This window comes from Staphylococcus sp. LKG4-2 (assembly GCF_050955665.1).
GTDB classification, from domain to species: domain Bacteria; phylum Bacillota; class Bacilli; order Staphylococcales; family Staphylococcaceae; genus Staphylococcus; species Staphylococcus saprophyticus.
Window position 1 is genome coordinate 744145 of record NZ_CP194532.1, and the last position, 24016, is coordinate 768160.

Genomic DNA, 24016 nt, shown 5'->3' on the forward strand with positions numbered 1-24016 from the left:
ACATGTCTGATTACAATATAAGAATTGCAACAGAGTCAGATGCAGAAGCGCTACAACAACTTATGCATGAGGCTTTTACACCATTAAGAGAATTGGGAATTGATTGGCCATCTGTCAATGCTGATTTAGCTTTGGTAAAAGATAATCTAACAAAAAATACTACATTTGTATTAGAAGATGATAAAGAAATCATTTCAACTATAACAGTGCGTTTTCCATGGGAAAGTAAACGACGTATTTCCATATATCCATTTGTGTGGTGGTTTGCAACTAAGCCTTCATATGATGGTAAAGGGATAGGTAGTAAATTGTTAAAATATGTAGAAGAAACATTTTTACGAGATACACTTAAAGTACCAGCTGTAACTTTAGGTACCTCAGCCCGTAAACACCCGTGGCTTCTAGATATTTATAAAAAACGTGGATATGAAATTTATAATGAACATGAAAGTGAAGATGGCGATTTAGGTGTTATCATGAGAAAAGTACTTATACCAGAAAGATTTGATGAAGATGTGTTGGGAAAACCACCATTCCATTAATAAATATATGAGTCAGGGAATCCTTTTATTAGTTGAATAAGAGGATTCCTTTTTTGATGATTTTATATAAGATAAAACTGATAAACACAACAAATGATATCGAAATCGCATTTAGGTTTACTTTTAATTTTATAAAGAAATAAACCTTAATTTTTCCAATGATTAGCAATTACATTTAACTATACAAAAGTTGCTTTTTAAATGAGATTTTAATCAATTATGCATTAAAGAAATGTATTAATAATTGAAATTAATTTACTTCAATATAAAATATGTTATCTTATATATACAGTTATTTATAATTTTTGGGGAAAATTATTAACAAGGGATGTAGTTTCACAAAAAATAATTTAGAGGGATTTTTTGAAGAAAAACAATATCCAAAAAAATGGTAATTCGAGGCAAAGATTCAGTATAAGAAAATATTCTATCGGCACAGTATCTGTATTAGCGGCTACATTTTTTATTGCTAGCGGAAATGTGTCATTTGCAAGTGAATCTTCAAGTAATGAATTAAAGAATGAACAAACTTCAGCGAAAGACGAGTCAAATCGTGCAATATCGCCGTCAGTTACAAATGAAAACCTGATGTCAAATCAACGGATGACCAAACAAAAAATCTTCAAGCACAACCACAAGATGAACCTCAAAATACAAATCAATCACAAGCTAACAATGATAGCTCAAATACGCCTACAAAAGTAGAGTCTAAATCTCAACAACCACCAATTAAACAAGAAAATTCGACCGAAGATATAAAGACGGAAAAAATTCCTGAATCAAACCAAAACAATGATAATCAAGAAAAGAAAGAAGATAGCAATAAAGTAGAAGATGAAAATTCAGAAAAAACAGAATTTAATCCACCAATAGAACTAAATCAAGCAAAAGATGATGAACAGGGCACTCCTAATGCATCTGATAAGCATTCATCAGATAATAAAGTTGATACAGGTAAACTAAATGAAAACACAGAAGATAAACAATCAACGGCTGATGAAAATGATAGTGAGATAGACCATCAAGCAAGTTCATCTAATTTAAGTGATGAACAAAAAGAAAAACGTCAATCATTGGAAGTTGAAACTCAAGAAGATTCAACAGAAACATCAAATGCTAAAAATGAAAAAGTAGATGATCAAGCAGACGTAAAAGCGAATCCAACTTCATCAGAAGATAAAGCTAAACCAGAAACTGCGCCTGATATTAATTCAAAAGAAGACACAAAAAATGAGCAACAAGACCAACAAAGCCTCACAGAAGATGAAACAACACAAGAACCACAACGTATAGAAAATAATGGCGATAAGAATAATTTAAAAACAAAAACAAAATTTGATACAGAAAAAGTAGATTTAGATCCAAACGCGAAAGATAGTCCTTATAAAGCAAAAGATAAAGTTGAAAATGAAACAGCTACACCTCGAAAACGTGCTGATGCTGAAGAAGTAGAAGCGGATAAGTTACTTAAAGATTCAAAAACTGCAAAACAAGGTGAATATAAAAACAAATACCCGCTGATTTTAGTACACGGTTTCTTTGGTGGTGTAGGTGAAAATAGACCTGTTTTTTACCCTAATTATTGGGGTGGGGATAAATTCCATATCAAAGAGCAATTTGAAAAGTCAGGGTATGAAGTACATGAAGCTACAGTTGGTACTTTCAGTAGTAACCATGATAGAGCAACGGAACTTTATTATTATATCAAAGGCGGTCGTGTAGATTATGGTCAAGCACATGCTGAAAAATATGGTCATGATAGATACGGACGTACATATACTGGCGTGATGCCAGAATGGCAACCAGGTCAAAAAGTTCATTTAGTTGGACATAGTATGGGTGGCCAAATGATTCGTTTGCTTGAACACTATTTACGTTTTGGAAATCAAGAAGAAATTGATTATCAAAAAGAACATGGTGGAGAAATATCACCGCTTTTCGAGGGTAATCATGATAATATGATTTCTTCAATGACAACATTAGGTGCAACACATAATGGTACACAAGGTTCAGATAAATTAGGTGTACGTCAATTTGCCAGAGATATTATTAATACAATTGGCAAAGTAGGTGGTAATAAATTCTCAACCGTAGATTTAGGCTTTGTACAATGGGGCTTCCATCAACGTGCGAATGAAAGTTATATCGAATACTCAAAACGTATAAAGAATAGTCCTTTATGGGATACAAAGGATAATGCATTAACCGACTTAACAGCCGAAGGTTCGGAACAATTAAATCAAAATACCTCACTGAACCCTAATATTGTTTATACGTCATATGCTGGGGAAGCTTCACATGCAACATTATCTGGCAAACATGTTCCAAATATTAGACAATATCCACTAATGGATTTAACAAGTCGAATCATTGGTAAAGATAAGAATCACCAATTGAGATTAAATGATGGTATTGTACCTACTATTTCAGCCTTATATCCAAATGGACAAGCCTATAAAAATGTAACAGATATTAGTTCAGCTAATGAAAAAGGTATTTGGCAAGTCTTACCAGTTAAAAAGGATTGGGATCATATGGATTTTGTTGGTATGGATCCTACAGATTATAAACGCACTGGTGAAGAATTAGAACAATTTTATACTGGTATTGTTGATCATTTAATGCGCGTAGAGGAATCCGAAAATAGAAATCTAGCTGTCTAAACTACCAATAGGCTAAATAAAGTTATTGCCCATTTCCATAAATTTTTGGAGATGGGTTTTTTAATATGCTTATATGTCCTTAATTATTAGCCTATGTGTAAGTAGGGGAAACCCAATAGATCAACATAAAGAAAAACGGTAGAGTCACCAATAAAGTGACTCTACCGTTATGATTTTTACTATAAAAATTAACTCGTGTAAACGTTCATTATCGTTAGTCTATTTGAATATTAGATGAAGAACGTTCTTCTTGTGTTTTTTTAGGTAATGTTACATTTAACATGCCATTCTCATATGAAGCTTTAATAGCATTTTCATCAACATTTTCAAATGGGTATTGACGTTTGACGTTGCTCGTACTACGTTCTTGATGAATTAGACGACCTGCTTCATCTTCCTCATTGTTTTCAATAACTTGTTTTCCTTCAATAGTTAAAACATTGTTTTCAAACTGTAAACTAATATTTTCTTTTTGAAAACCAGGGAGTTCAGCTTCCACAACATAGGCATTATCTAGTTCTTTTACGTCTGATTTAATGCTTGTACTATCTGGGAATTGCTCAAAAAACTGACGTCCAAAATCTTTAAATAAATCTCCAGGATTTCCTTCAAAAAATGAATTGTTAAATGGTCTCATATCAAAAGCCATCGTACATCTCTCCTTTAAATAATATTTTATAAAAATTTAGTCTATTGAAATTTGTGTTTTTGTTTGTTTGATTGGTAGTATAACAGATAAAATGCCATCATCCATTGTGGCTTTAATAGCATTTGTATCGATGTTTTTGAATATAAATTGTCTGCTTTGTTCATCAGTACTACGCTCTTTGATAAGATATGTCATATCATCTTGCTGTGCATCTGAATGTTTTGCAGTAATTGTTAGTGTTTTATCTTCATAATTGATTGAAATATGTTCTTTTTGATAACCAGGAAGCTCAGCTTCAACTGTGTATTGATTATCTGACTGATAAACGTTTACTTTGAATTCATGATGATCTGATAATAAACCTTCTAATAAATCTTGTGGAAGATTACTGGTATTTTGTATCATCTCTAATCACCTCTCCTTTAACCTTACAACTACAGTATAATACTATAGTCAAAGAAAGTCAAAGTCAAAGCATTAGACATAAAAAAACACCACTTGTAATAGGGCGTTCATTAAATAAATATATGTAAATAGATTTATACAACTACATATGGCAAAAATAGTGAAATACAGTGGTAGTTAAAAAAAGATAAGTAAAGTCAAAAATAATTATAAAATGTACTTCTAACTTTAACTTATCCATCGTAAATTAAATATTTTGTTGGAAATGCTTGTTAACAAAATTTTGTAATGTTTCTTTTAAGTCAATCGCTTCATCAACTTCCATATCAAATTCGTTAAAGACTTGTTTAGATATATTAGAAAGTGGTTCTTTAATATCTTTACCTTTTGTTGTAAGCGCTATTTGTAAATTGCGCTCATCATCAATTTCACGTGTTCTAGTCACGTAACCTTTTTTCTCTAGTTTTTTTAATAATGGTGTAAGTGTACCTGAATCTAGAAAAACACGTACACCTAGTGTTTTAATATTTAATTTTTCTTCCACTCCGATTGCCAATAAAACAATGTAGCCTGTATATGTTAAATCGAATTCTTTTAAATAAGATGTATATTTCTTAATTATCTCTTTAGAAGAAACATAAAAAAGAAAACATAGTTGTCGTTCTAGCGTGTTGTCTTTTTCCTCCATTATAAATCACCCCTTATGAAAGTTAACCTTATTATGAACGTTGTCTATTGTCAAGCAACAGTTGTGCGCCTCTTTTACCCCCTCGTTATAATATTTTATATATAATACATAATGCAAAACAATATATAGAAAACCAACTCATTTGATAGGATTTATTCTTAACAAATGACAGGGCGTAATTTACTTATAATGAGTAATGAATTTAAGAAGATTTTGTTACAAAAGTGCTTTAATACTTTATTAATGAATTGTAATCAGTCATAATAATAACATTATGGATTTTAATATATACATATCGTTTTATGTATAAAAAGTTACAACAATTATGATTTATCATTGTTTATAGAAGGTTATGTTTTAATAAAAGGAGTTTAATGATGAAAACATTTTTAAAAATCATAGGGCTATTGGTCATATCATTGATTATTGCTATCGTATTTTTCTTTGGTATGAGAACGTATCAAGGTCATAAAAATTTGGACTTAGTTGACCATTATATGGACGAAAAGCATTTAACAGAAAAAATTAAAACAGAAAAGACACTTTATAGTGCTAAAAAAGGATTGTATTATAAAAAAGTAGAGTTTAAGGATGATCCTAAATACACTTATGTTGTTCAACCGATTAGTACTTATAAAGGCATATTAGTTCAAGGTTTTGATAGTGAAACGAATAAAAATGTTAAAGATGCGAAGCACAATGCATTTAAACAAGATTACAAACCTAAGGATTAGCTCATAAAATAGCTGAAGTATGAAGGCCTTTAAAATTAGGAATAACACAGAAATCAAATGATTATATGAGTTACTTCTGTAGATTATCAAGTACGCTTAAAAGTTAATATTTAAAAAAGACGAATCCATTTATTATGGATTCGTTCTTTTTTGTAAATATACTGTTTTGTTAGAATTTCTGGCTTTTAAATATATAAGAAGTATGATTTTTTTATGTTACTCAAATATAAAATTAAATAGAAAAATTTCAATTCAATCGCATAATTACTATATATACTAAAAAGAGTTAAAGTTAAGAAAAACATCATGTTATTGTTAAAGCCTTTGTATTGATTGTCTTAAAGGTTTAATTATGTAACTTAAATAATAATCAAAAATAAATTATGTTATTTTAAGTGTATAAAGTTTTAAAATGTAGAAAAAATAGATGTGTAAAAAGATTTAATTTGGTATAATTAGTCGATATTATAAAAGGGGAGAAACATCATGACAATATTTAAGAAAATAAGTTTACCAATGCAAGTTATGATTGCTTTGGTATTAGGTGTCATAGTAGGGTTATTGCTCTATGGTCATAGTGACGTCGCTAATTATATTAAACCATTTGGGGACATCTTTTTAAATTTAATAAAAATGATAGTGATACCAGTAGTATTTTGTTCACTAGCTTGATCTATTTCTGATGTTGGTGAATCTAAAACAGTGGGTCGTTATGGTTTTAAAACAATTCTTTATTTTGAAATTATAACAACAATTGCTATTGGATTAGGCATTATATTTGCTAATATTTTTAAACCAGGCGCAGGCTTAGAGCCAAATAAGTTACCTAAAGGGGATATAAGTCATTATGAAAGTTCAGCAAAAGCTGCAGAACAATCTACATATGGCAACCATTTTATAGATACGATTGTCAATATTGTACCGACCAATATTTTTGGAGCTTTGACAAGTGGTGAATTGTTACCAATTATATTCTTTGCAGTATTTTTTGGTATTGCCTTATCGACAATAGGTCAAAAAGCTGAACCTGTAAAGCTCTTTTTATCAGGTACATTAGAAGCTGTTTTTTGGATGATAAACAAGATACTTAAACTTGCACCTATTGGTGTGTTTGCGTTTATTTGTACAACGATTATGACGTTTGGTGCATCAGCACTAATTCCATTGTTAGAATTATTTTTAGTTGTTATAGGCGCTATGATATTTTTTGTAGTAGTCATATTAGGCATTGTTGCAAAAATATGTGGTGTCAGTATTTTTGCTTTAATGAAAATCTTGAAAAACGAATTAATCTTAGCTTTTTCAACTTCTAGTTCTGAATCAGTGCTACCTATTATAATGCAAAAAATGGAACGCTTTGGCTCACCGAAAGACATTACCTCTTTTGTCGTACCAATCGGCTATACATTTAACTTAGATGGATCAGCATTATATCAATCAATCGCAGCATTATTTGTAGCACAAATGTATGGTATCGATATGTCCATAGAGCAGCAAATTATGTTGATGGTTACTTTGATGGTAGCGTCTAAAGGTATGGCAGGCGTACCAGGTGTTTCTATAGTCGTATTGATAACGACATTGACATCTATGGGCTTACCAGCAGAAGGACTTGCATTAATTATAGGTGTTGACCGTATATTAGATATGGTTAGAACATGCGTAAATGTCATGGGGAATGCATTGTCTACAATTGTTATAGCAAAATGAGAGAATGCTTATGATAAAGAAAAAGGACAAGCATATTTAAAATCGATTTAATTATAAAAAGCTGTTGTGGAAGGCCATTTAGTTCCTAAACTGACTTTACTTCTCACGCTTTTATAATTAATTTGAGTGAGACATATTTCTATAAATGTAAAAATAGCTATGAAAAAATCTACTACTATAGATTTCTTCATAGCTATTTTAGTATATCGAATTTGATATGTGGAATATATATTTACATACCCTTCATGCCGCCCATATCATGGATTTTCATCATTAAGCCATGTGGAATATCGTCATGATCTACAACTTCCATCTTACTATAAGTGTCATCACCGTCAGCTTTTACTAATTTAACAAAGTCTCCTTTTTTAGGTGAAAAATCAGACTTTGATGGTAACTTAACATTCTTCTCAATTTTATGATCTTTTTCACTTATGACTTTATCAGCTGTCGTAGCATCTTTCATATATCCGTAATAAGTTTCTTTTTGTCCACTTGTGAACATCATTATAATCAATACAACAGCTATAACTAACATGATTACACTTAACGATATAGCAAATACTTTACTATTTTTCAATGTGCAACGCTCCTTTTCGAACTATTTGTTTCTGTTACAAATAACATTCTATAACATTGCCATTCAAAATGAAATGATTCAGATACCTTGTTAATAATCTATAATTGTACAGATTCATTGGGATGTAAATTAAGTTAAGTTTAACATTAGTGTGATTCTAAGATGGTAAAATACGTATATATTTCAATTCATCATGATGTAAAGTGAAGTATAATGGTGAATCTGAACGAGAGAAGTGTCTTATTTCAGCTTTAGGAATTGTGGAATCTTCAATATAGCGTAATAACGATCTTTCAATATAAGTGTCATTAAATGAAGAAGGTAATGCATAATCAACAAATCCATGCTCTCTGTTCAATGTTTGAATGAACAACGTTGTTTTAGCTGGTAGATGTTTTTCTTTTAAAATGAATTTTTGAACATCTTGTGTTGATGATCTTTGATATGGTGCGTTAAACAATAAAAGATGAATAGAATGATCTTCATGCAGAATAATATAGTTTTGATGAATGGCTGTATATTTACTAATGAAAGGTTTAACAAATTGATATAAGTACATTAATGGTTCATAAATACCATGGTTATTCATTAAGGCGATATCATATTTTTCTTTACGTATTAATTCATAGCCGACGCCACTGCCTCTTTTTAACATGATAAGCATATGGCACATTAAATCTGTAATTTGTAAGGGATGTTTTCCGTCATAAAGTAAAAAACCTTTTTTAGATAGTTTCGTATAAACAAATTTTGAAGCATCAATTTGTGTTTCTTCGATGAGTTTATTATAGTATTCAAAATGACTCATTGAGTTATTGAAATGCGTACTTTTTTTGTTAAGTAATGTTTGTACGTTGTCTTGCTCAATATCGATGAAATGAAAATCAAAATTAAACCGATTTAATAATTTTGACGCATTCTTTAATGAGTGTGTCTGCTCTATGACACCTTCAACTGTGATGCCAACTTTAATATTGAGCTTCACATTGAAGTTTTTGATTTTAATATATAAACGATTAATATCTGTTAGAGATAAATGTGTCGCATCTAGTAACAATAGGAAATTATAATCACGATTTTGTTTGACGTACTCAGGTTTATATTTTAAAAATTGAAAGATACTATCTTCGATGAGATCAAACTGATTTAAGGATTTAATTCTTATGGCAATACCAACATAATTTGAAAATAAAGCATCGATAAAGTCAATCATACCTGTAAGACTTAGGTTTTCTAATGCTAAATTACGACTATTATTTATTAAAATATAGGCATTCGTTAAATCTTTAAAGCTAAGCTTTGTATTGTAGTCAGATTGCACAATATCCATCAAATTATCAACGTGTATAAAAACAGTAGGTGATTTAATAGCATCATTAAAAGTTAATTGATTTAACTCAATGTTGATTTGATTTATGGTCTGCGGTTTATCTGAGGTATAAGTATCTATAGCACTTTGATACGGGCTAATATCTTCATTAACAAGTTGAACAATCATTTTAGGATTAGATTGAACATTTTTTCTGAATTCATTTGGTGTCATTTGCATAAAATGTTTAAATTGTTGCGTATAGTTTGAATAATGATTAAAACCAAACTGTTCGGAAACCTGATAAATGGTTTGCTTATTCTGAACAAGTTCGGAAAGTGAAAGGGCAATTTTCAAGCTCGTAATATAATTTTTAAAACTCATGCCTAGATGTTTTTTGAACAGAATTGAAATATAAGATGCCGAGATATAGAATGATTTGGACACGTCTTTAGATAAAAGAGGTAGTGAAATATTAGCTTTAATAAATTCAGTAATTTTATTTAATAAACTATTTTCAGTGTCTATCGTTGGAATATAAGGCGCATCATATTCGACTCTGGCTTCTTTGTTTAATTTCGTGATAATTTCTGTCATTAGAGAAGTATCAATAGTAAATGATTGGTTTAATTGTTGCGCCATTGTCAAAATTTGATATTTTAAATATGGTTCAGAATTTAGTAATTTAAAATTATAATTGGAATTGAAAAAGTGTTTTTCTAATTTTATAAAATGTCTAATAGGTATGCATATTTCAACTACTTGTTGTGCATTCGATATTTGATATAAATCACTATGGTTAATGATAATAATGTTATTTCCAGCTGAGATTTTTCTTCCATTTAAAGTTATGTCTAAATGATTACTCAGTGAAAACAATAAGATCACTTGATTGATACAACGGCGTGTAATGGTGTTTAAATGCTCATGAATACATAAAGTTGTATTATCCATCGTAAAAGCAACTCCTGATAATAAAATAACATGCTATAAATATATTGAACAAAATACATTATATTATAAAAAGTTGAAAATTTTAATCCTTTAAATATAAATAAATTTAAATCTTACAAAGTGATTTAAAGCTAAAAATTAAATTTACCACAATTCAATTTCAAGGTTGGATAATTTTTCTGAATGAAGAGAGTTAATTTTTAAAACAAATTCAAAAATACGAAGGAGGATTCACAATGGAACATATTTATTCTGAATTTTATAGACAAACAGAAAAGATCACAGAACCTAAATTACAAGTATTAGGCGTAGTACTTCATGATGATGCTGAAAATTATACGGCTAAAGCATACATTGAGTGGTTGAAGCGCAGAATAAATAGAAATGAATTAGAGAAAGGCTGGGCATGTCTCTATGTAGACGCTAATACGTGCTATTGGTTTCATCCATCTGAATATATAGAATGGCACTGTGGTAACGCATTTGCTAATTCACATTATGTAGGTATAGAACGTTGCCAATCTAAAATAAATGGTGTTTTAGATGATGAGGCATTTATGAGAAATGAAGAAGCTAGTTTCAAAATGGCTGCACTTATATTGAACAAATATCATTTACCTATAAACCGTGAAACAGTGAGATTGCATAAGGAATTTTTTGACACTGAATGTCCTGCGCGAGCGTGGAAAATTCATTTAGGTAACGTAGAAACAAATCAGCAAACGATACAAATATTACAAGATTATTTTATTGAAAGAATTAAGTCCTATGCTAGTTGTATATCAGATGAAGAATTAAAAACAGTAGGGTAATATGTTGTAGTTGCCATAGATGTAATAATAAATAATTAAAGTGGGATATTGCGTTCTTAGTTGGAACCGGTTACAATAAGGATAAAGATTTTTGGTACCGGTTCCATTTAATGAGGAGGGATTTAATTGAATTATAAAAAGTCTGCGGAAGAACTATTAAATGCAATAGGAGGAGAAGACAATCTAGACGCAATGGCGCATTGTGCTACGCGTTTACGACTTGTTCTTAAGGATGAAAGTTTAGTTGATGAGAAAGTATTGAATGATATGGATGTCGTTAAGGGAACGTTTTCAACAGGTGGTCAATATCAAATTATTATTGGCTCTGGTACTGTGAATAAAGTGTTTAATGAATTAGAAAACATAACAGGTAAAGAAGCTTCTACAACTTCTGAAGTGAAAGCACAAGGTAATAAAAATATGAATCCATTTCAGCGATTTGTCAAAATGTTATCGGACATTTTTGTACCAATCATACCGGCAATTGTAGCTGGTGGTCTATTAATGGGTATTAATAATATTTTAACAGCACCAGGTATTTTTTATGATGGTCAATCATTAATTGACGTACATAACCAGTTTAAAGGGCTAGCTGAGATGATCAATGTCTTTGCTAATGCACCATTTACATTGTTACCTATATTAATAGGTTTTAGTGCTGCGAAGCGGTTTGGAGGCAACGCCTTTCTTGGTGCAGCTTTAGGGATGATATTGGTACATCCCGATTTAATGAGTGCCTATGATTATCCGAAAGCTGTAGAAGAAGGTAAGGCAATCCCTCACTGGAATCTCTTTGGTTTAGACATTAACCAAGTTGGTTATCAGGGGCAAGTGCTTCCTATGTTAGTGGCTGCATATATTCTTGCGACAATTGAAAAAGCACTACGTAAAGTAGTACCAACTGTCTTAGATAATTTACTTACGCCATTATTATCTATATTAGTTACTGCATTTGTCACATTTTCATTTGTAGGACCAATTACACGGACATTAGGCTATTGGTTGTCAGATGGTTTAACATGGCTGTATGAATTTGGTGGTGCGATTGGCGGTCTGATTTTCGGATTATTATATGCGCCTATTGTAATTACTGGTATGCATCATAGCTTTATTGCGATTGAAACACAGTTGATTGCAGATAGTGCTTCAACAGGTGGGTCATTTATTTTCCCAATTGCGACAATGTCGAATATTGCGCAAGGTGCAGCAGCACTAGCAGCTTTCTTTATTGTTAAAGAAAATAAAAAACTTAAAGGCGTCGCATCTGCAGCGGGTATATCAGCATTATTAGGTATTACCGAACCAGCTATGTTTGGTGTTAACTTAAAACTTAGATATCCTTTTATTGGTGCGATAGTAGGTTCAGGTATAGGAGCAGCCTATATATCTTTCTTTAAAGTGAAAGCAATCGCGTTAGGTACGGCAGGAATCCCTGGTTTTATTTCTATAAGTGGCCAACATAATGGTTGGTTACATTATGGAATAGGCATGTTAATCGCCTTTATCGTAGCATTTGGATTAACATATGGGCTATCTTATAGAAAAGGGAATAAAGCCATTTCAAAATAGCTAAAAGTTGTTATAGATTACAAGTTGAAAACATAAACTAAGAAAACGGTAATTTCTATTGAAATAAAATAGAAATTACCGTTTTCTTTATTACTCTAAAAATGAACAAACCTTTTTGATCATATATGTGCTAAAGCATTCATACGAAATCATATTTAAAATGAGGATTGTGTATTTAATTACTACATTTTAATTAAGCATCATAACTTTTGTTTTCGCCATAAAAATGCGCCGACAATTGATACAATGATAAGTGAAATACAGATCACAATAATCCATGAGATGTAACTGTGATCATTGATTGGTAATGGGACGTTCATCCCAAAAAAGCTAAATACCAATGTTGGTAAAGTTAAAAATACTGTAAAAAGCGTTAATGTCTTCATGGTATTGTTCATTTCATTTGAAAGTAAGGAAGCATATGATGTTGTAATACTTTCTAAGATATCTGTATAAAGTCTTGTTGTTTCTAATGCTTGGTTATTTTCTATAACTAAATCTTCTAATATATCCTCGTCTTCATCAAAACGTTTAATGGCTGGCAACCTAAATAATTTTTTGATTATGCTTTCGTTTCCTTTTAGCGCGGCTAAAAAATAGACTAAACTTTTTTCTACTTCCATTAAATTATATAACTGTTTGTTTGTGACGTTATTTTTTAGGTCACGTTCTATACGTAGACGCGTTTTATTGAGTAATCTCAAGTTTCTGTTATAGTGATTTGAAATGGTCAATAATATATTTAATGCAAAACGACTGTGAAAATGTAAGTTAATATTTTGGCGTGCAAAATTATCAAGAAATTCATTTTCTACATTACAAACAGTAATAATCTTTTTATTACCGATAATAATACCTAAAGGAATCGTAATAAATGACAATACTTTCAAGTTTGTGTCATTAACAACAGGTAAATCTAGTATGATAAGCGAGTAGCGTGTATCCTCATCGTATTCTACACGGGCGCTTTCTTCTGAATCTAGTGGATCGCGAATGAAATCTTCAGGAATATCATAACGATTGATTAAAGTTTCTATTTCTTCCCAATTTGGATCAACAACATTTATCCATGAAGCGGTTTGATCTAATTCAGTATGAACAATTTCTTGGGTTTGTGAATGCTTGTAAGCAGTTATCATAAGACAATGATGTCCTTTCTTTGAAATTCTTTTTAATGTTAGCGAAGAAACATGATATTGACAAGCATACAATTCATTATTTTAATTGTCCGTTTGCCATTAAGCGCAATGGACCATTAAAAATAATTTTAAATAAGTAGCCAACGACAATGTCAGGTTCCTTTCTATTTGTATCTTGAACCCAGTGTTTAATAAAAGAAATCGTAGCACCAAAAACATAACTATGAAAGTAATCTAACGGTATACCAGAAATGCTATGGTCATCATTAACATTCTTAGACATATTCTCAAACTTGAGTTCTGATATTTTTTCTTCTATATGACTCTTTCGCTCTAATTTAAAAATAATTTGATAAAATTCGATATTTTTATTGATATAAACCATGATATTTTTTAGCACTTTCTCTGAAAAGACTTTAGCGAAAGCTTCAATGTTGAGCCCTTTTGTCATATCTTTGTAGAAAAGCATATCATCTGCTAAATCACTGATATACTCATCTTCTATATCTGAAAATAAAATATATTTATCTTCATAATGTAAATAAAAAGTGCCACGGTTAATATCTGCTAATTCTGTGATATCTTGTATCGTGATTTTTTCTAAATCTTTTTTATTTAATAATTTAATGAATGCATTTTTAATTGCTTGTTTCGTTTTACGAACGCGTCGATCTTCAATCATATATTGTCAACTCCTTGTACGTTAATAGACAATTTAAGTAAAAATGTTCAAAAACGGACATAATGGTTATCATTGCATATTGTTTATTGAAACAATCTCATTATAATAAACAAAGTAGTTATTAATCAACAAGGTGTTTAAGAAGGAGGTAAGTTAATATGAATATTTTTAAAAGTAAATTATTATGGATTGCACCTATTGCAATTCTAATCATACTTGCAATTTTTTCAATTGCATTTTATCCAGCATATAATCCAAAACCTAAGGAATTACCAATAGCAATCGTTAATCATGATGAAGGTACTTCTATATAAAATAAAGATATTAATATAGGGAAAAATTTAGAGGATAAACTCTTAGATAGTGATTCTGATACAGTAAAATGGGTAAAGGTTGATAATGAAAAAGACGTTCGAAAAGGACTAGACGAACAAAAATATTATGGCGCAGCGATTTTCGAAAAAGATTTTTCAAAACATGCTATGAGTCAAACTCAAAAAGTAGTGATGGATAGCAAAAAACAAGAAATGCAAGATAAAGTTAAATCAGGTGAAATACCACCAGAACAAGCCAAACAAATGCAAAGTCAAATGGCTAAATCAGGTGCTTCTCAAGATATTAAAGTTAAACGTGCAGAGTTTAAAACGATAACTAATAAGGGTGCAAATATGCAGGCATCTCAAATTTCATCTAATGTACTAAACGGTATTGGTGACAATTTAAATAAACAAATCACGCAACAAAGTTTAGATACTTTAGAAAAGCAAGATGTAAAAGTGAGTGCTAATGAAATTGAAGGACTGACAAATCCTGTAAAAGTAGCTGATAAACAAGTGCACAAAGTGAAAGATCATCAAGGTAATGGTAATGCTTCTTTCTTAATGTTTATGCCAGTGTGGATCAGTTCAATTGTGGCATCAATCTTGTTATTCTTTGCCTTTAGAACATCTGACAATATTAAAATTTCTCACCGTTTAATTGCATCTTTAGGTCAATTAGGTGTGGGTGTACTTACAGCATTTATTGGTGGCTTTGGCTATGTTTACTTTATGTCTGCCGTCCAAGGGTTTGATTTTCCTGACATTAATAAAATAGCCGTATTTGTCTCAATTGCACTGTTAGGATTTATTGGACTTATTTTAGGCGTAATGACTTGGTTAGGTATGAAATCAATACCAATATTCTTTATTGCAATGTTCTTTAGTATGCAATTAGTTATGTTCCCTAAACAAATGCTACCTAAGTTCTATCAAGATTATATTGTAAGTTGGAATCCATTTACACACTATGGTGAGTACCTAAGAGAATTACTTTATATGAATCAACCGTTAGAAATGAATGCTACAATGTGGATGTTTGTAGGATTTATCATCTTTGGTATTGTATCTTCTATTAGTGCTGCTATGATAAGAAAACATAGTGGTAAACGTACTGAAATTCCGTCATAAAAATAAATATAATAAATTTTTGAGTCTGAGACATCTATTGATGCCCAGGCTCTTTTTTTGTTTACGTAAAAAATTGGGGAAAGCACTTATCATTATGTGTCACTTCAATTGATAAAATGATGACAGTCATAAACGTAAAGCGGCATCAATAAAAATAAGCAAGTTTTAAATTTGAGTCGATACTAAAAAATCGATTCGGATTTTTAATATTAATTAAAATAATCAATAAGGTAAAGTTCGATTGCGCCAGTCTTTTAAGGAAATTTATTATCTCCTTGCAATATGATTACAAATTTATTGACTAACTGACCTTATATTTTAATATTTGTTTAACATTGACTTAACAAAAATTAGATACAATTAACATGGTTTACAAATAATTCAAAGAGGTGTAATGATGGATTCTTCAGTAATGGAGATTATTTTTACTTTTATAGGTGGTTTAGGTATATTTTTATACGGAATTAAACAAATGGGTGATGGCCTACAGGCAGCTGCGGGTGATCGTCTTAGAAACATTTTAAATACATTTACAAGTAATCCAATCATGGGTGTACTTGCCGGTATGATTGTAACGATTTTAATTCAAAGTAGCTCGGGAACTACTGTAATTACAATTGGGCTAGTAAGTGCAGGGTTTATGACCATGCGTCAAGCAATAGGAGTAGTCATGGGTGCCAATATAGGTACGACGGTTACAGCATTTATTATAGGTATAGACATTGGTGCTTATGCGCTTCCTATTTTAGCTATTGGTGCATTTTTAATATTCTTTATTCAAAAACGTAAAGTGAAAAATATAGGGATGATCCTATTTGGTTTCGGTGCATTGTTTTATGGCTTAGAACTGATGAGTGGCGCAGTTAAACCTTTAGCTGATTTAGAAGGTTTTAAACAATTGATGTTGGATATGTCTTTTAATCCAATTTATGGCCTTATCGCAGGAACAATATTGACTGTAGTTATTCAGAGTTCAAGTGCAACAATCGGTATTTTGCAAGGCTTTTTTGCAAATGACTTGATTAGTTTACATGGCGCATTACCAGTTTTACTTGGTGATAATATAGGTACGACGATCACTGCAGTATTAGCGAGTCTTGCTGGCTCACTGGCAGCTAAACGTGTTGCAGCGGTGCACGTCATGTTTAATGTTATAGGCGCATCTATATTCTTAATTATACTGCCACTGTATCAAATGGCTATTGAATGGATGCAAAGTCTGCTCAACTTAAAACCGGAAATGGTTATTGCTTTTGCACATGGTACATTCAACGTTACCAATACATTAATACAATTACCGTTTATTTTTGTACTCGCATGGGTAGTGACTAAAATTGTTCCAGGTGAAGATTTAAATGAAAAATATAAACCTAGAAATTTAGACAGAAATCTTATTAATAGAGCACCGAGCATTGCTCTCCAAGAGGCTCAAGAAGAAATTCAAAATATTGGGCACATGACATTTTCTATGCTTAAGAATGTAAATGAATATGATGATAAAAAAGAAAGAGACATCATGCATAAACACGCGGCTATAGATAATATGAATGATAATGTACGTCAATATTTAACTAAGATATCTGAAAAGAAATTATCTAAAAAAGATGCGGAAAGAATGACTGTACTTCAAGATGTAAACCGAACAATATTGAAAGTGGCAGGATTATCTGAAGCTTATTTATTAGATAAGAAAAAAGAACAAACGAATCAAGTTCAAATTTCTGAAAAAGCAGAAGCGAGTATCAATCGATTGTATGATCATGTAACGACATCTTTTGACAAAACAATCGATATGTTTGATGTCTATGACAGGGTCAAACGAGATGAAATTGTGAAAATAAGTAATGAGTCTTATCGTTTAGAGCATGATTTAAGGAAAAAACATATTAAGAGACTAAGTTCAGGTGAGTGTACACCAGAAGGTGGTTTATTATATCTTGATATGATAGGTATATTAGAACGTATCGGTTATCATTCGAGAAATATTTCAGAATCAATGATAGACATCGATGAAATTGAGACAAATGAAGAGACGGAACATGCATTAGAATGGTCACATTAAATTACGTTTAATGAGGTGAATGTGGGACTGGAATCACTTTTAGAAACTGTGATGCCGGTCTCACTTTATTAATTTTAAATTTAGTAAGCGTTTGCACTATCTTAATTAATTATTTTATCCTACAATTAGTAATAACATAAGGAAATAATGGAGGTTACAATATGAGTGTTTTCGATAAGTTTAAATTAGATAACCAAGTGGCAATTGTTACGGGTGGTGCTTCTGGATTAGGTAAAGCTATGGGTAAAGGGTTAGCCGAAGCGGGCGCAAACTTAGTTATTGCTGACATAAATTTAGAATTGGCCAAGGAGACAGCTGCTGAATTTAAAAATGAAACAGGTAACAAAGCAATCGCATGTAAAGTAGATGTTACAAGCGTATCGGATGTTGAACAAATGGTTACAGATGTCATGGATACATTTGGCCGTATTGATATTTTATTTAATAATGCAGGTATTAATGAACATGTGAAATTTGAAGATATGCCATACGATCGTTGGGTAAAAAATATGGATGTGAATATTAACAGTATGGTATTAGTCTCACAAGCAGTTGGTAAAGTGATGATAGAACAGAAAAAAGGATCAATTATTAATACATCTTCAATGTCAGGTATTATAGTGAATACGCCACAACCTCAAGCTGCCTATAATACATCGAAAGGTGCTGTCATTATGTTTACGAAAAGTTTAGCAAGTGAATGGGCTGAACATGGTATTCGTGTAAATTCTATTGCACCAGGATACATGAAGACAGAACTTACAAAAGATTATTTCGCACAAGGCGGAGATATGATTGATACATGGATGAAATTTACACCACTTGGTAGACCAGGGGTTCCAGAAGAATTACAAGGTGCTGCATTATATTTAGCGTCTGATGCTTCATCGTTTGTGACGGGAAGTGTTGTTACAATCGATGGCGGTTATACAGCGTTATAGTATAGATTATTTAAATTCATATATGTGAGTTTTGGTAAGGTCTATTCAATATACCAACCAACAATATTTATAAATAAATGAAACTATATAAGACAGGTCATTAATCAGATATGAACATGAATTAATGACCTGTCATTATTGTTATTTTAATCCTTATTAAAACGATAGGAATACTTGACAAATGTGCGAGGCAGGCATAGTATTACTATTAATATAATATTCAGAAAATTGATTGGGAGGGTTTATGTATGACATCAATGAGTATTTTAGATCAAAGTCCAATAGATACTGATGAAACTGTTAGGGATGGTATCGCACGTACAGTTGAATTAGCTCAACTTGCCGATACAGAAAATTACACAAGATATTTTGTTGCAGAGCATCACAATATACCTGAAGTCGCTGGAACGAGTCCAGAAATATTAGTGACACATTTACTAAATCAAACGAAACGTATTCGAGTGGGATCGGGTGGCGTTATGTTACAACACTATAGTCCGTTTAAAGTGATTGAGCAATTTCATTTGATTAGCAATATTGCACCTGGAAGAGTGGATTTAGGTATAGGAAAGGCGCCGGGTGGTTTTCCTTTAGCAACCCAAGCATTACAATCTGAATTAAAATCTCCGCAAACAACTTTTAACGAAAAATTTCACTTATTAAATCGTTTTAATAAAAATGATTTCACAGATGAAGAAGCATATAGTCAGCTACAAACATCTATACGTAATAATGAAATTCCGTCACCAGAACTTTACTTACTTGGAGGAAGTGAAAATTCAGCACAATTTGCTGCTGACGAAAAAGTAGGTTTTGTATATGCATTTTTCATTAATTCTAATATTGACGTGTTACATCAGTCGATTAAAGCATATAAAGCACAATATCCTGAGGGAAGAGTTATCGTGGGTGTAGCTACAGTAGTAACTGAAAGTGAATCAGATAAGGCTTTGGTAGAAGAAGGGCGCACAAATTATGCACTTCATTTTAAAGACGGTCGGAAAATTACAGTCAATACGAAACAACAATTAGACACATTTACAGAACAAAGTACGGAAACATTTGAAGTTGAAACTAAAAAAATTGAAGTATTAGATGGTTTAGCAAGCGAAGTAAAACAACAATTGCAACAATTAAATGTCGATGGATTGATAGATGAATTTATGTTACACATACCGGTTCAAAATCATGAATTACGAATGAAAACAGTTAAACAAATGTCACCTGCAAAGCATGTGATTAACGAGAAAGAAGGGATAGTATGACTAAAGGGAAAATAGATTTTGGAATTATGCTTAACGGGCCAGGTAGTCATATGCATGCTTGGAAATCGAATGAAGTGCCTGATGATGCGAGTACAAATTTTGATTTTCAATTGGAAATTGCTAAGAGAGCAGAAGCAGCAGGTTTTAGCTTTGTATTTGTTGCCGATGGTTTATATATACATGAGAAATCTATACCTCATTTTTTAGATCGACATGAACCACTTACATTGCTGGCTGCCCTTGCACCAGTTACAAAAAATATCGGTTTAGTAGGGACAATTTCAACGTCTTATAGTGAACCATTTACAGTAGCACGTCAGTTAGCAACAATAGATAGAATTAGCCATGGACGTGCAGGTTGGAATGTAGTTACATCACCACTTGCAGGTAGTGCAGATAATTATAGTAAAGGTGACCATCCGGAACACGATATTAGATATGATATTGCCGAAGAGCATATTCAAGTAGTTCAAGGCTTATGGGATTCATATGAGGACGATGCATTTACTTTTGATGTGGAAAAAGGTGAGTATTTTGATAAAGATAAAATGCATACTTTAGATTACAAAGGTAAGTATTTTCAGGTCAAAGGTCCACTAAATGCAAGCCGTTCTGAACAAGGTCAACCGGTCATTTTCCAAACTGGTGCATCTCCGAAAGGTCAGGCTTACGCAGCTAAATATGCGGATGCAGTATTTACGTTAGGTGAATCCAAAGAAATCGCTCAAAGCAATTATGATAGTATCAAAGCGCAAGCAAAAGCATTTGGACGTAATCCTAATGAAGTGAAAGTATACCCTATATTAGCACCGATTATTGGTGAAACTGAAAATGAAGTTGAATCTCGATTTGAGGAAATAAAATCATTAGCTAATATTGATGAGGCGTTAGATTATTTAGGAAGATATTATGATCATCATGATTTTAGTCAATATGATTTAGACGCACCATTCCCAGAGCTTGGCGAAGTTGGACAAAATAGTTTCCGTGCTACTGCAGATGCGATCGCAGCTCGCGCTAAAGAACATCAGCTTACTTTACGAGAAGTTGCCTTAGAAGAGACTGTCCGCCGTTCTCCATTCATGGGCACATATGAAAAGGTTGCCGATTTAATTATTGAATGGTTTGAAGATGGTGCAGCAGATGGCTTTATATTTGGACCACATATTTATGGTGCGGTTTATGATGAATTTATCAATCATGTCTTACCGATATTAGAACAAAAAGGTTATTACACTCAGGAGTATCAAGGTGATACATTACGTGATCACATAGGTATTCCATTTAAAGAAAATAGATATAGTCAGTCACATGTAACGCAATAATTAAATATACGTACTTATATAGATAGACACATCTATGTTATATACAGTTGTGTCTATTTTTATATTATAAAAGGAGTGAATCCGTATGTCAGAATCAAGCACAACATCATATCAAAATGTCAGTAATCAAAATGTAAATCAGACTTCTGATAATATAGCAGTAAAGACTAAGAAAAAATTCGAATTACCTCACGTTCTATTAATCATGTTAATCATGATGATGTTTGCTTGTTTCTTGACCTATATTATTCCTGCAGGTGCATTTGATACTAATAAAGATGGTTCAATTATCCAAGGCACATATCATGCTATTGATCAAAATCCAGTGAATCCAATTTATGCTATAACACTCATTTTAAACGGCGGTATTCAATCAGCACAAACAGTAACCTTATTACTGTTTATCGGCGGCGCAATGGGAGGTATATTATATCTTGATTCTGTAAAAAAATTAACGAATTATATGATTTATCGCTTTGAACATGCCGGCGCATTGCCACTTATTATTGGCTTATTTTCATTAATGGCATTTATTGGTTTCTTTATTGGCGGAGATCAAATGATTGTATTTGTAACATTAGGTGTCATTTTAGTGAATCGATTGAAACTAGATCCAATCATGGCATTAGCGATTACCTTTTTACCATTGTACATGGCTTTTTCAGTATCTCCATCCGGTATGGCAAAGATAGGACAAATTGTATATCCTGAGGTTGCATTGTATTCGGGTTATGGTGGAAGAGCGATTATGTATGGCGTATTCTTAATTGTTACTTTATTGTATGTTGTTTGGTATGCAAGAAGAGTAATAAAAGATCCCAGTAAGAGTGTGATGAATACAAGTGAATGGCGACAAGATATAACTCAAACAGCGCATCATGAAATGGCTACCGAGGATAGACAAGTCAATTGGAGAGACAGTATCGTCGTTGCATTAGTTGTCTTAACGCCAATTGTCTTAGCTTTAGGAAATGGTTTGTTTAGATGGACAGAAAAATACGGAAATGGTGTATTTATTACTATTTTCGGAATAAGTTTTGTATTGGCTTATATTGTAAAAAGCAAAACCCCTAGCGAAATGGTCGATGGATTTTTAGAAGGTGCAAAGCCAATGTTGGTCGTTGCGTTTGCTATTATCATGGCGAATACGATAAGTGTTATTTTGGAAAAAGGACAAATTCTTAGCACGATTGTTCATACACTTACAACACAACTTGATGGTGCATCTTTAGGTATTGTTTCCGTAATCGTATTTTTAGTGGCAACGGTCTTTAACTTCTTAGTTCCGTCAGGTTCAGGTCTAATGAGTGTCATGGTACCGATATTACAACCGGTAACAGAAACATTAGGTGTTAATGATCAAATTTTATTAACTTCTTTATCTTTTGGTGGTGGACTAGGTAACTTAATTACGCCTACTTTAGGTGCTACGATAGGTGCCATTGCGATTGCTAAAGCAAACTTTGGCTCATGGTTCAAATTTATGATACCATTATTCATCGTATGGCTAGTAGTTGGTTCCATCGTACTTTTTATATTTACAGCTGTTGGTTGGTCAGGTGGCGTATAACTGAAAATTGAATCATATGGGTTATAGAAATGAAAAGCGCCCTACAAAGTTTGCATTTATGCATGTCTACTTTGTAGGGCGTTTTATATGTCGCGAATTATTTAGTGATCACGTTTGTAAGATGTTGAAATTAAAAATATACCATATGCATGTGCGATTCAGTGAAACTTCATTATTGTTATTGTGCAACGGTTACTGAAAACGGGACATGTTTAAGCCATTTATGTTCTGGTTTTTCATCCGTAATGACTTCATTAATATCAGATATTTTCGCAAAGGAAAGTGTTGAAGAAACACCAAATTTACTTTTATCAATGAGAGCGATGACGTTTTCACTTTCTTGTACCATTTGTTTTTTTAATTGTACTTCAGGTAATGAAAAATCAGTTAATCCATTTTCTAACGTAAAACCATTTGCAGATAAAAAGAAATAGTCAATGTGATACATTTCTAGAATTTGAGAATCGATATTCCCAGTTATCGCGTTTGAATCTTGTGAAACAAAACCACCAACTACGAGAACGGTTAAATGTGGATTTTCTTTTAATAGTACGGCATTTTCTAGACCATTTGTAATAATTGTCAGTTCCATCGTAGTTTCTGCAAGTAATTTGGCGAGTTCATAAGTAGTCGAACTTGCATCAATCATAATACATTGTTGCGGTTTGATTTTTTTTAAGGCGGACTTACTTATTTTATATTTTTCACCGTGTTTTTGTGTTAAACGATAAGAAAAGTTAAATTTAGAGCCTATATTTTCTGTGACTTTAGCGCCACCATGTGTACGTGTTAATTTATTTTCACTTTCTAGTCTCCGTAAATCACTTCTTACTGTTGCTTCAGTAACACTTAAGTAATCAGATAGTTGTTTTACTGTTGCGCGTTTATGAGATTTAATATACGAATATATATGTTCTCTGCGTTCATCTGCATACATTTTCATGTGCTTCACATCCTCTTTAGTATCAC

The 24016-nt window shown here is 31.9% G+C and carries 18 protein-coding genes and 3 pseudogenes; 13 read left to right on the forward strand and 8 right to left on the reverse strand.

The features are described from left to right. Nucleotides 1-2: 2 nt before the first annotated feature. The 3 genes and pseudogenes from ACM6UH_RS03460 to lip all read left to right on the forward strand — a co-directional run. On the forward strand, nucleotides 3-542 hold the full coding sequence (locus tag ACM6UH_RS03460) for a GNAT family N-acetyltransferase (RefSeq protein ID WP_002482453.1): 540 nt from the start codon (nucleotides 3-5) through the stop codon (nucleotides 540-542). 363 nt (nucleotides 543-905) lie between these two features. Further along, the gene (locus ACM6UH_RS03465; RefSeq protein ID WP_048787340.1) at nucleotides 906-1247 is read left to right on the forward strand and encodes a YSIRK-type signal peptide-containing protein; all 342 of its coding nucleotides are present in this window, start codon (nucleotides 906-908) and stop codon (nucleotides 1245-1247) included. Further along, nucleotides 1217-3205 (forward strand): annotated as a pseudogene (lip, locus tag ACM6UH_RS03470) (YSIRK-targeted triacylglycerol lipase); the annotation flags it as partial. The gene ACM6UH_RS03465 and the pseudogene lip, both read left to right, overlap by 31 nt. A 214-nt stretch (nucleotides 3206-3419) precedes the next feature. On the opposite strand, the gene ACM6UH_RS03475 reads toward lip, so the two are convergent. From ACM6UH_RS03475 to ACM6UH_RS03485, 3 genes are all read right to left on the reverse strand, one after another. Beyond that, complete coding sequence (locus tag ACM6UH_RS03475) at nucleotides 3420-3854, reverse strand: Hsp20/alpha crystallin family protein (RefSeq protein ID WP_011302459.1); 435 nt, start codon at nucleotides 3852-3854, stop codon at nucleotides 3420-3422. A gap of 36 nt (nucleotides 3855-3890) precedes the next feature. Next, the gene (locus tag ACM6UH_RS03480) at nucleotides 3891-4259 is read right to left on the reverse strand and encodes an Hsp20 family protein (RefSeq protein WP_011302460.1); all 369 of its coding nucleotides are present in this window, start codon (nucleotides 4257-4259) and stop codon (nucleotides 3891-3893) included. A gap of 247 nt (nucleotides 4260-4506) precedes the next feature. Then, nucleotides 4507-4947, reverse strand: a complete 441-nt coding sequence (locus tag ACM6UH_RS03485; protein WP_047504496.1) for a MarR family winged helix-turn-helix transcriptional regulator — start codon at nucleotides 4945-4947, stop codon at nucleotides 4507-4509. A 377-nt stretch (nucleotides 4948-5324) separates the two neighbouring features. Between ACM6UH_RS03485 and ACM6UH_RS03490 the strand changes: the two genes are divergently transcribed. Continuing rightward, the gene (locus ACM6UH_RS03490; protein ID WP_011302462.1) at nucleotides 5325-5681 is read left to right on the forward strand and encodes a DUF3139 domain-containing protein; all 357 of its coding nucleotides are present in this window, start codon (nucleotides 5325-5327) and stop codon (nucleotides 5679-5681) included. A 486-nt stretch (nucleotides 5682-6167) separates the two neighbouring features. Further along, nucleotides 6168-7391 (forward strand): annotated as a pseudogene (locus ACM6UH_RS03495) (cation:dicarboxylate symporter family transporter). 232 nt (nucleotides 7392-7623) lie between these two features. Here the strand turns inward: ACM6UH_RS03495 and ACM6UH_RS03500 are convergent. Both ACM6UH_RS03500 and rsp read right to left on the reverse strand, forming a co-directional pair. Continuing rightward, nucleotides 7624-7971, reverse strand: coding sequence for a DUF4889 domain-containing protein (locus ACM6UH_RS03500; RefSeq protein ID WP_011302465.1), 348 nt, complete (start codon nucleotides 7969-7971; stop codon nucleotides 7624-7626). A gap of 157 nt (nucleotides 7972-8128) precedes the next feature. Further along, entirely contained in the window at nucleotides 8129-10234 is a 2106-nt protein-coding gene (gene rsp / locus ACM6UH_RS03505) for an AraC family transcriptional regulator Rsp (RefSeq protein ID WP_011302466.1), read from the reverse strand. A 236-nt stretch (nucleotides 10235-10470) separates the two neighbouring features. On the opposite strand from rsp, the gene ACM6UH_RS03510 reads away from it, so the two are divergent. Both ACM6UH_RS03510 and ACM6UH_RS03515 read left to right on the forward strand, forming a co-directional pair. Continuing rightward, on the forward strand, nucleotides 10471-11046 hold the full coding sequence (locus tag ACM6UH_RS03510) for a peptidoglycan recognition protein family protein (RefSeq protein WP_011302467.1): 576 nt from the start codon (nucleotides 10471-10473) through the stop codon (nucleotides 11044-11046). 126 nt (nucleotides 11047-11172) lie between these two features. Then, nucleotides 11173-12615, forward strand: coding sequence for a sucrose-specific PTS transporter subunit IIBC (locus ACM6UH_RS03515; protein ID WP_011302468.1), 1443 nt, complete (start codon nucleotides 11173-11175; stop codon nucleotides 12613-12615). A gap of 200 nt (nucleotides 12616-12815) precedes the next feature. On the opposite strand, the gene ACM6UH_RS03520 is transcribed toward ACM6UH_RS03515, so the two are convergent. Then, complete coding sequence (locus tag ACM6UH_RS03520; protein WP_011302469.1) at nucleotides 12816-13754, reverse strand: magnesium transporter CorA family protein; 939 nt, start codon at nucleotides 13752-13754, stop codon at nucleotides 12816-12818. A gap of 76 nt (nucleotides 13755-13830) precedes the next feature. After that, the gene (locus tag ACM6UH_RS03525) at nucleotides 13831-14436 is read right to left on the reverse strand and encodes a TetR/AcrR family transcriptional regulator C-terminal domain-containing protein (protein ID WP_047504491.1); all 606 of its coding nucleotides are present in this window, start codon (nucleotides 14434-14436) and stop codon (nucleotides 13831-13833) included. 158 nt (nucleotides 14437-14594) lie between these two features. On the opposite strand from ACM6UH_RS03525, the pseudogene ACM6UH_RS03530 reads away from it, so the two are divergent. From ACM6UH_RS03530 to ACM6UH_RS03555, 6 genes and pseudogenes are all read left to right on the forward strand, one after another. Beyond that, nucleotides 14595-15884: pseudogene (locus tag ACM6UH_RS03530) on the forward strand (YhgE/Pip domain-containing protein). Between the two features lie 397 nt (nucleotides 15885-16281). Then, nucleotides 16282-17946, forward strand: a complete 1665-nt coding sequence (locus ACM6UH_RS03535) for a Na/Pi cotransporter family protein (protein ID WP_047504488.1) — start codon at nucleotides 16282-16284, stop codon at nucleotides 17944-17946. Between the two features lie 161 nt (nucleotides 17947-18107). Next, nucleotides 18108-18887 carry an SDR family NAD(P)-dependent oxidoreductase gene (locus tag ACM6UH_RS03540; protein WP_011302475.1) on the forward strand — a complete coding sequence of 260 codons (780 nt, stop codon included), beginning with the start codon at nucleotides 18108-18110 and terminating at the stop codon, nucleotides 18885-18887. A gap of 248 nt (nucleotides 18888-19135) precedes the next feature. Next, entirely contained in the window at nucleotides 19136-20152 is a 1017-nt protein-coding gene (locus tag ACM6UH_RS03545) for an LLM class flavin-dependent oxidoreductase (RefSeq protein WP_047504485.1), read from the forward strand. After that, complete coding sequence (locus ACM6UH_RS03550; RefSeq protein ID WP_283995666.1) at nucleotides 20149-21477, forward strand: LLM class flavin-dependent oxidoreductase; 1329 nt, start codon at nucleotides 20149-20151, stop codon at nucleotides 21475-21477. The genes ACM6UH_RS03545 and ACM6UH_RS03550 overlap by 4 nt, the downstream gene beginning before the upstream one ends. Before the next feature lie 85 nt (nucleotides 21478-21562). Continuing rightward, entirely contained in the window at nucleotides 21563-23047 is a 1485-nt protein-coding gene (locus ACM6UH_RS03555; RefSeq protein ID WP_048787339.1) for a Na+/H+ antiporter NhaC family protein, read from the forward strand. A 178-nt stretch (nucleotides 23048-23225) separates the two neighbouring features. On the opposite strand, the gene ACM6UH_RS03560 is transcribed toward ACM6UH_RS03555, so the two are convergent. Further along, the gene (locus tag ACM6UH_RS03560; RefSeq protein ID WP_002482473.1) at nucleotides 23226-23990 is read right to left on the reverse strand and encodes a DeoR/GlpR family DNA-binding transcription regulator; all 765 of its coding nucleotides are present in this window, start codon (nucleotides 23988-23990) and stop codon (nucleotides 23226-23228) included. Nucleotides 23991-24016: the final 26 nt, after the last annotated feature.

Bases quoted from the DNA above. Each gene is read 5' to 3' on its own strand.
- ACM6UH_RS03525 (WP_047504491.1), bottom strand. From the start codon at position 14,436: ATGATTGAAGATCGACGCGTTCGTAAAACGAAACAAGCAATTAAAAAT.
- ACM6UH_RS03510 (WP_011302467.1), top strand. From the start codon at position 10,471: ATGGAACATATTTATTCTGAATTTTATAGACAAACAGAAAAGATCACA.
- rsp (WP_011302466.1), bottom strand. From the start codon at position 10,234: ATGGATAATACAACTTTATGTATTCATGAGCATTTAAACACCATTACA.
- ACM6UH_RS03555 (WP_048787339.1), top strand. From the start codon at position 21,563: ATGTCAGAATCAAGCACAACATCATATCAAAATGTCAGTAATCAAAAT.
- ACM6UH_RS03540 (WP_011302475.1), top strand. From the start codon at position 18,108: ATGAGTGTTTTCGATAAGTTTAAATTAGATAACCAAGTGGCAATTGTT.
- ACM6UH_RS03550 (WP_283995666.1), top strand. From the start codon at position 20,149: ATGACTAAAGGGAAAATAGATTTTGGAATTATGCTTAACGGGCCAGGT.
- ACM6UH_RS03475 (WP_011302459.1), bottom strand. From the start codon at position 3,854: ATGGCTTTTGATATGAGACCATTTAACAATTCATTTTTTGAAGGAAAT.
- ACM6UH_RS03560 (WP_002482473.1), bottom strand. From the start codon at position 23,990: ATGAAAATGTATGCAGATGAACGCAGAGAACATATATATTCGTATATT.
- ACM6UH_RS03460 (WP_002482453.1), top strand. From the start codon at position 3: ATGTCTGATTACAATATAAGAATTGCAACAGAGTCAGATGCAGAAGCG.
- ACM6UH_RS03480 (WP_011302460.1), bottom strand. From the start codon at position 4,259: ATGATACAAAATACCAGTAATCTTCCACAAGATTTATTAGAAGGTTTA.
- ACM6UH_RS03535 (WP_047504488.1), top strand. From the start codon at position 16,282: ATGGATTCTTCAGTAATGGAGATTATTTTTACTTTTATAGGTGGTTTA.
- ACM6UH_RS03490 (WP_011302462.1), top strand. From the start codon at position 5,325: ATGAAAACATTTTTAAAAATCATAGGGCTATTGGTCATATCATTGATT.
- ACM6UH_RS03545 (WP_047504485.1), top strand. From the start codon at position 19,136: ATGACATCAATGAGTATTTTAGATCAAAGTCCAATAGATACTGATGAA.
- ACM6UH_RS03485 (WP_047504496.1), bottom strand. From the start codon at position 4,947: ATGGAGGAAAAAGACAACACGCTAGAACGACAACTATGTTTTCTTTTT.
- ACM6UH_RS03520 (WP_011302469.1), bottom strand. From the start codon at position 13,754: ATGATAACTGCTTACAAGCATTCACAAACCCAAGAAATTGTTCATACT.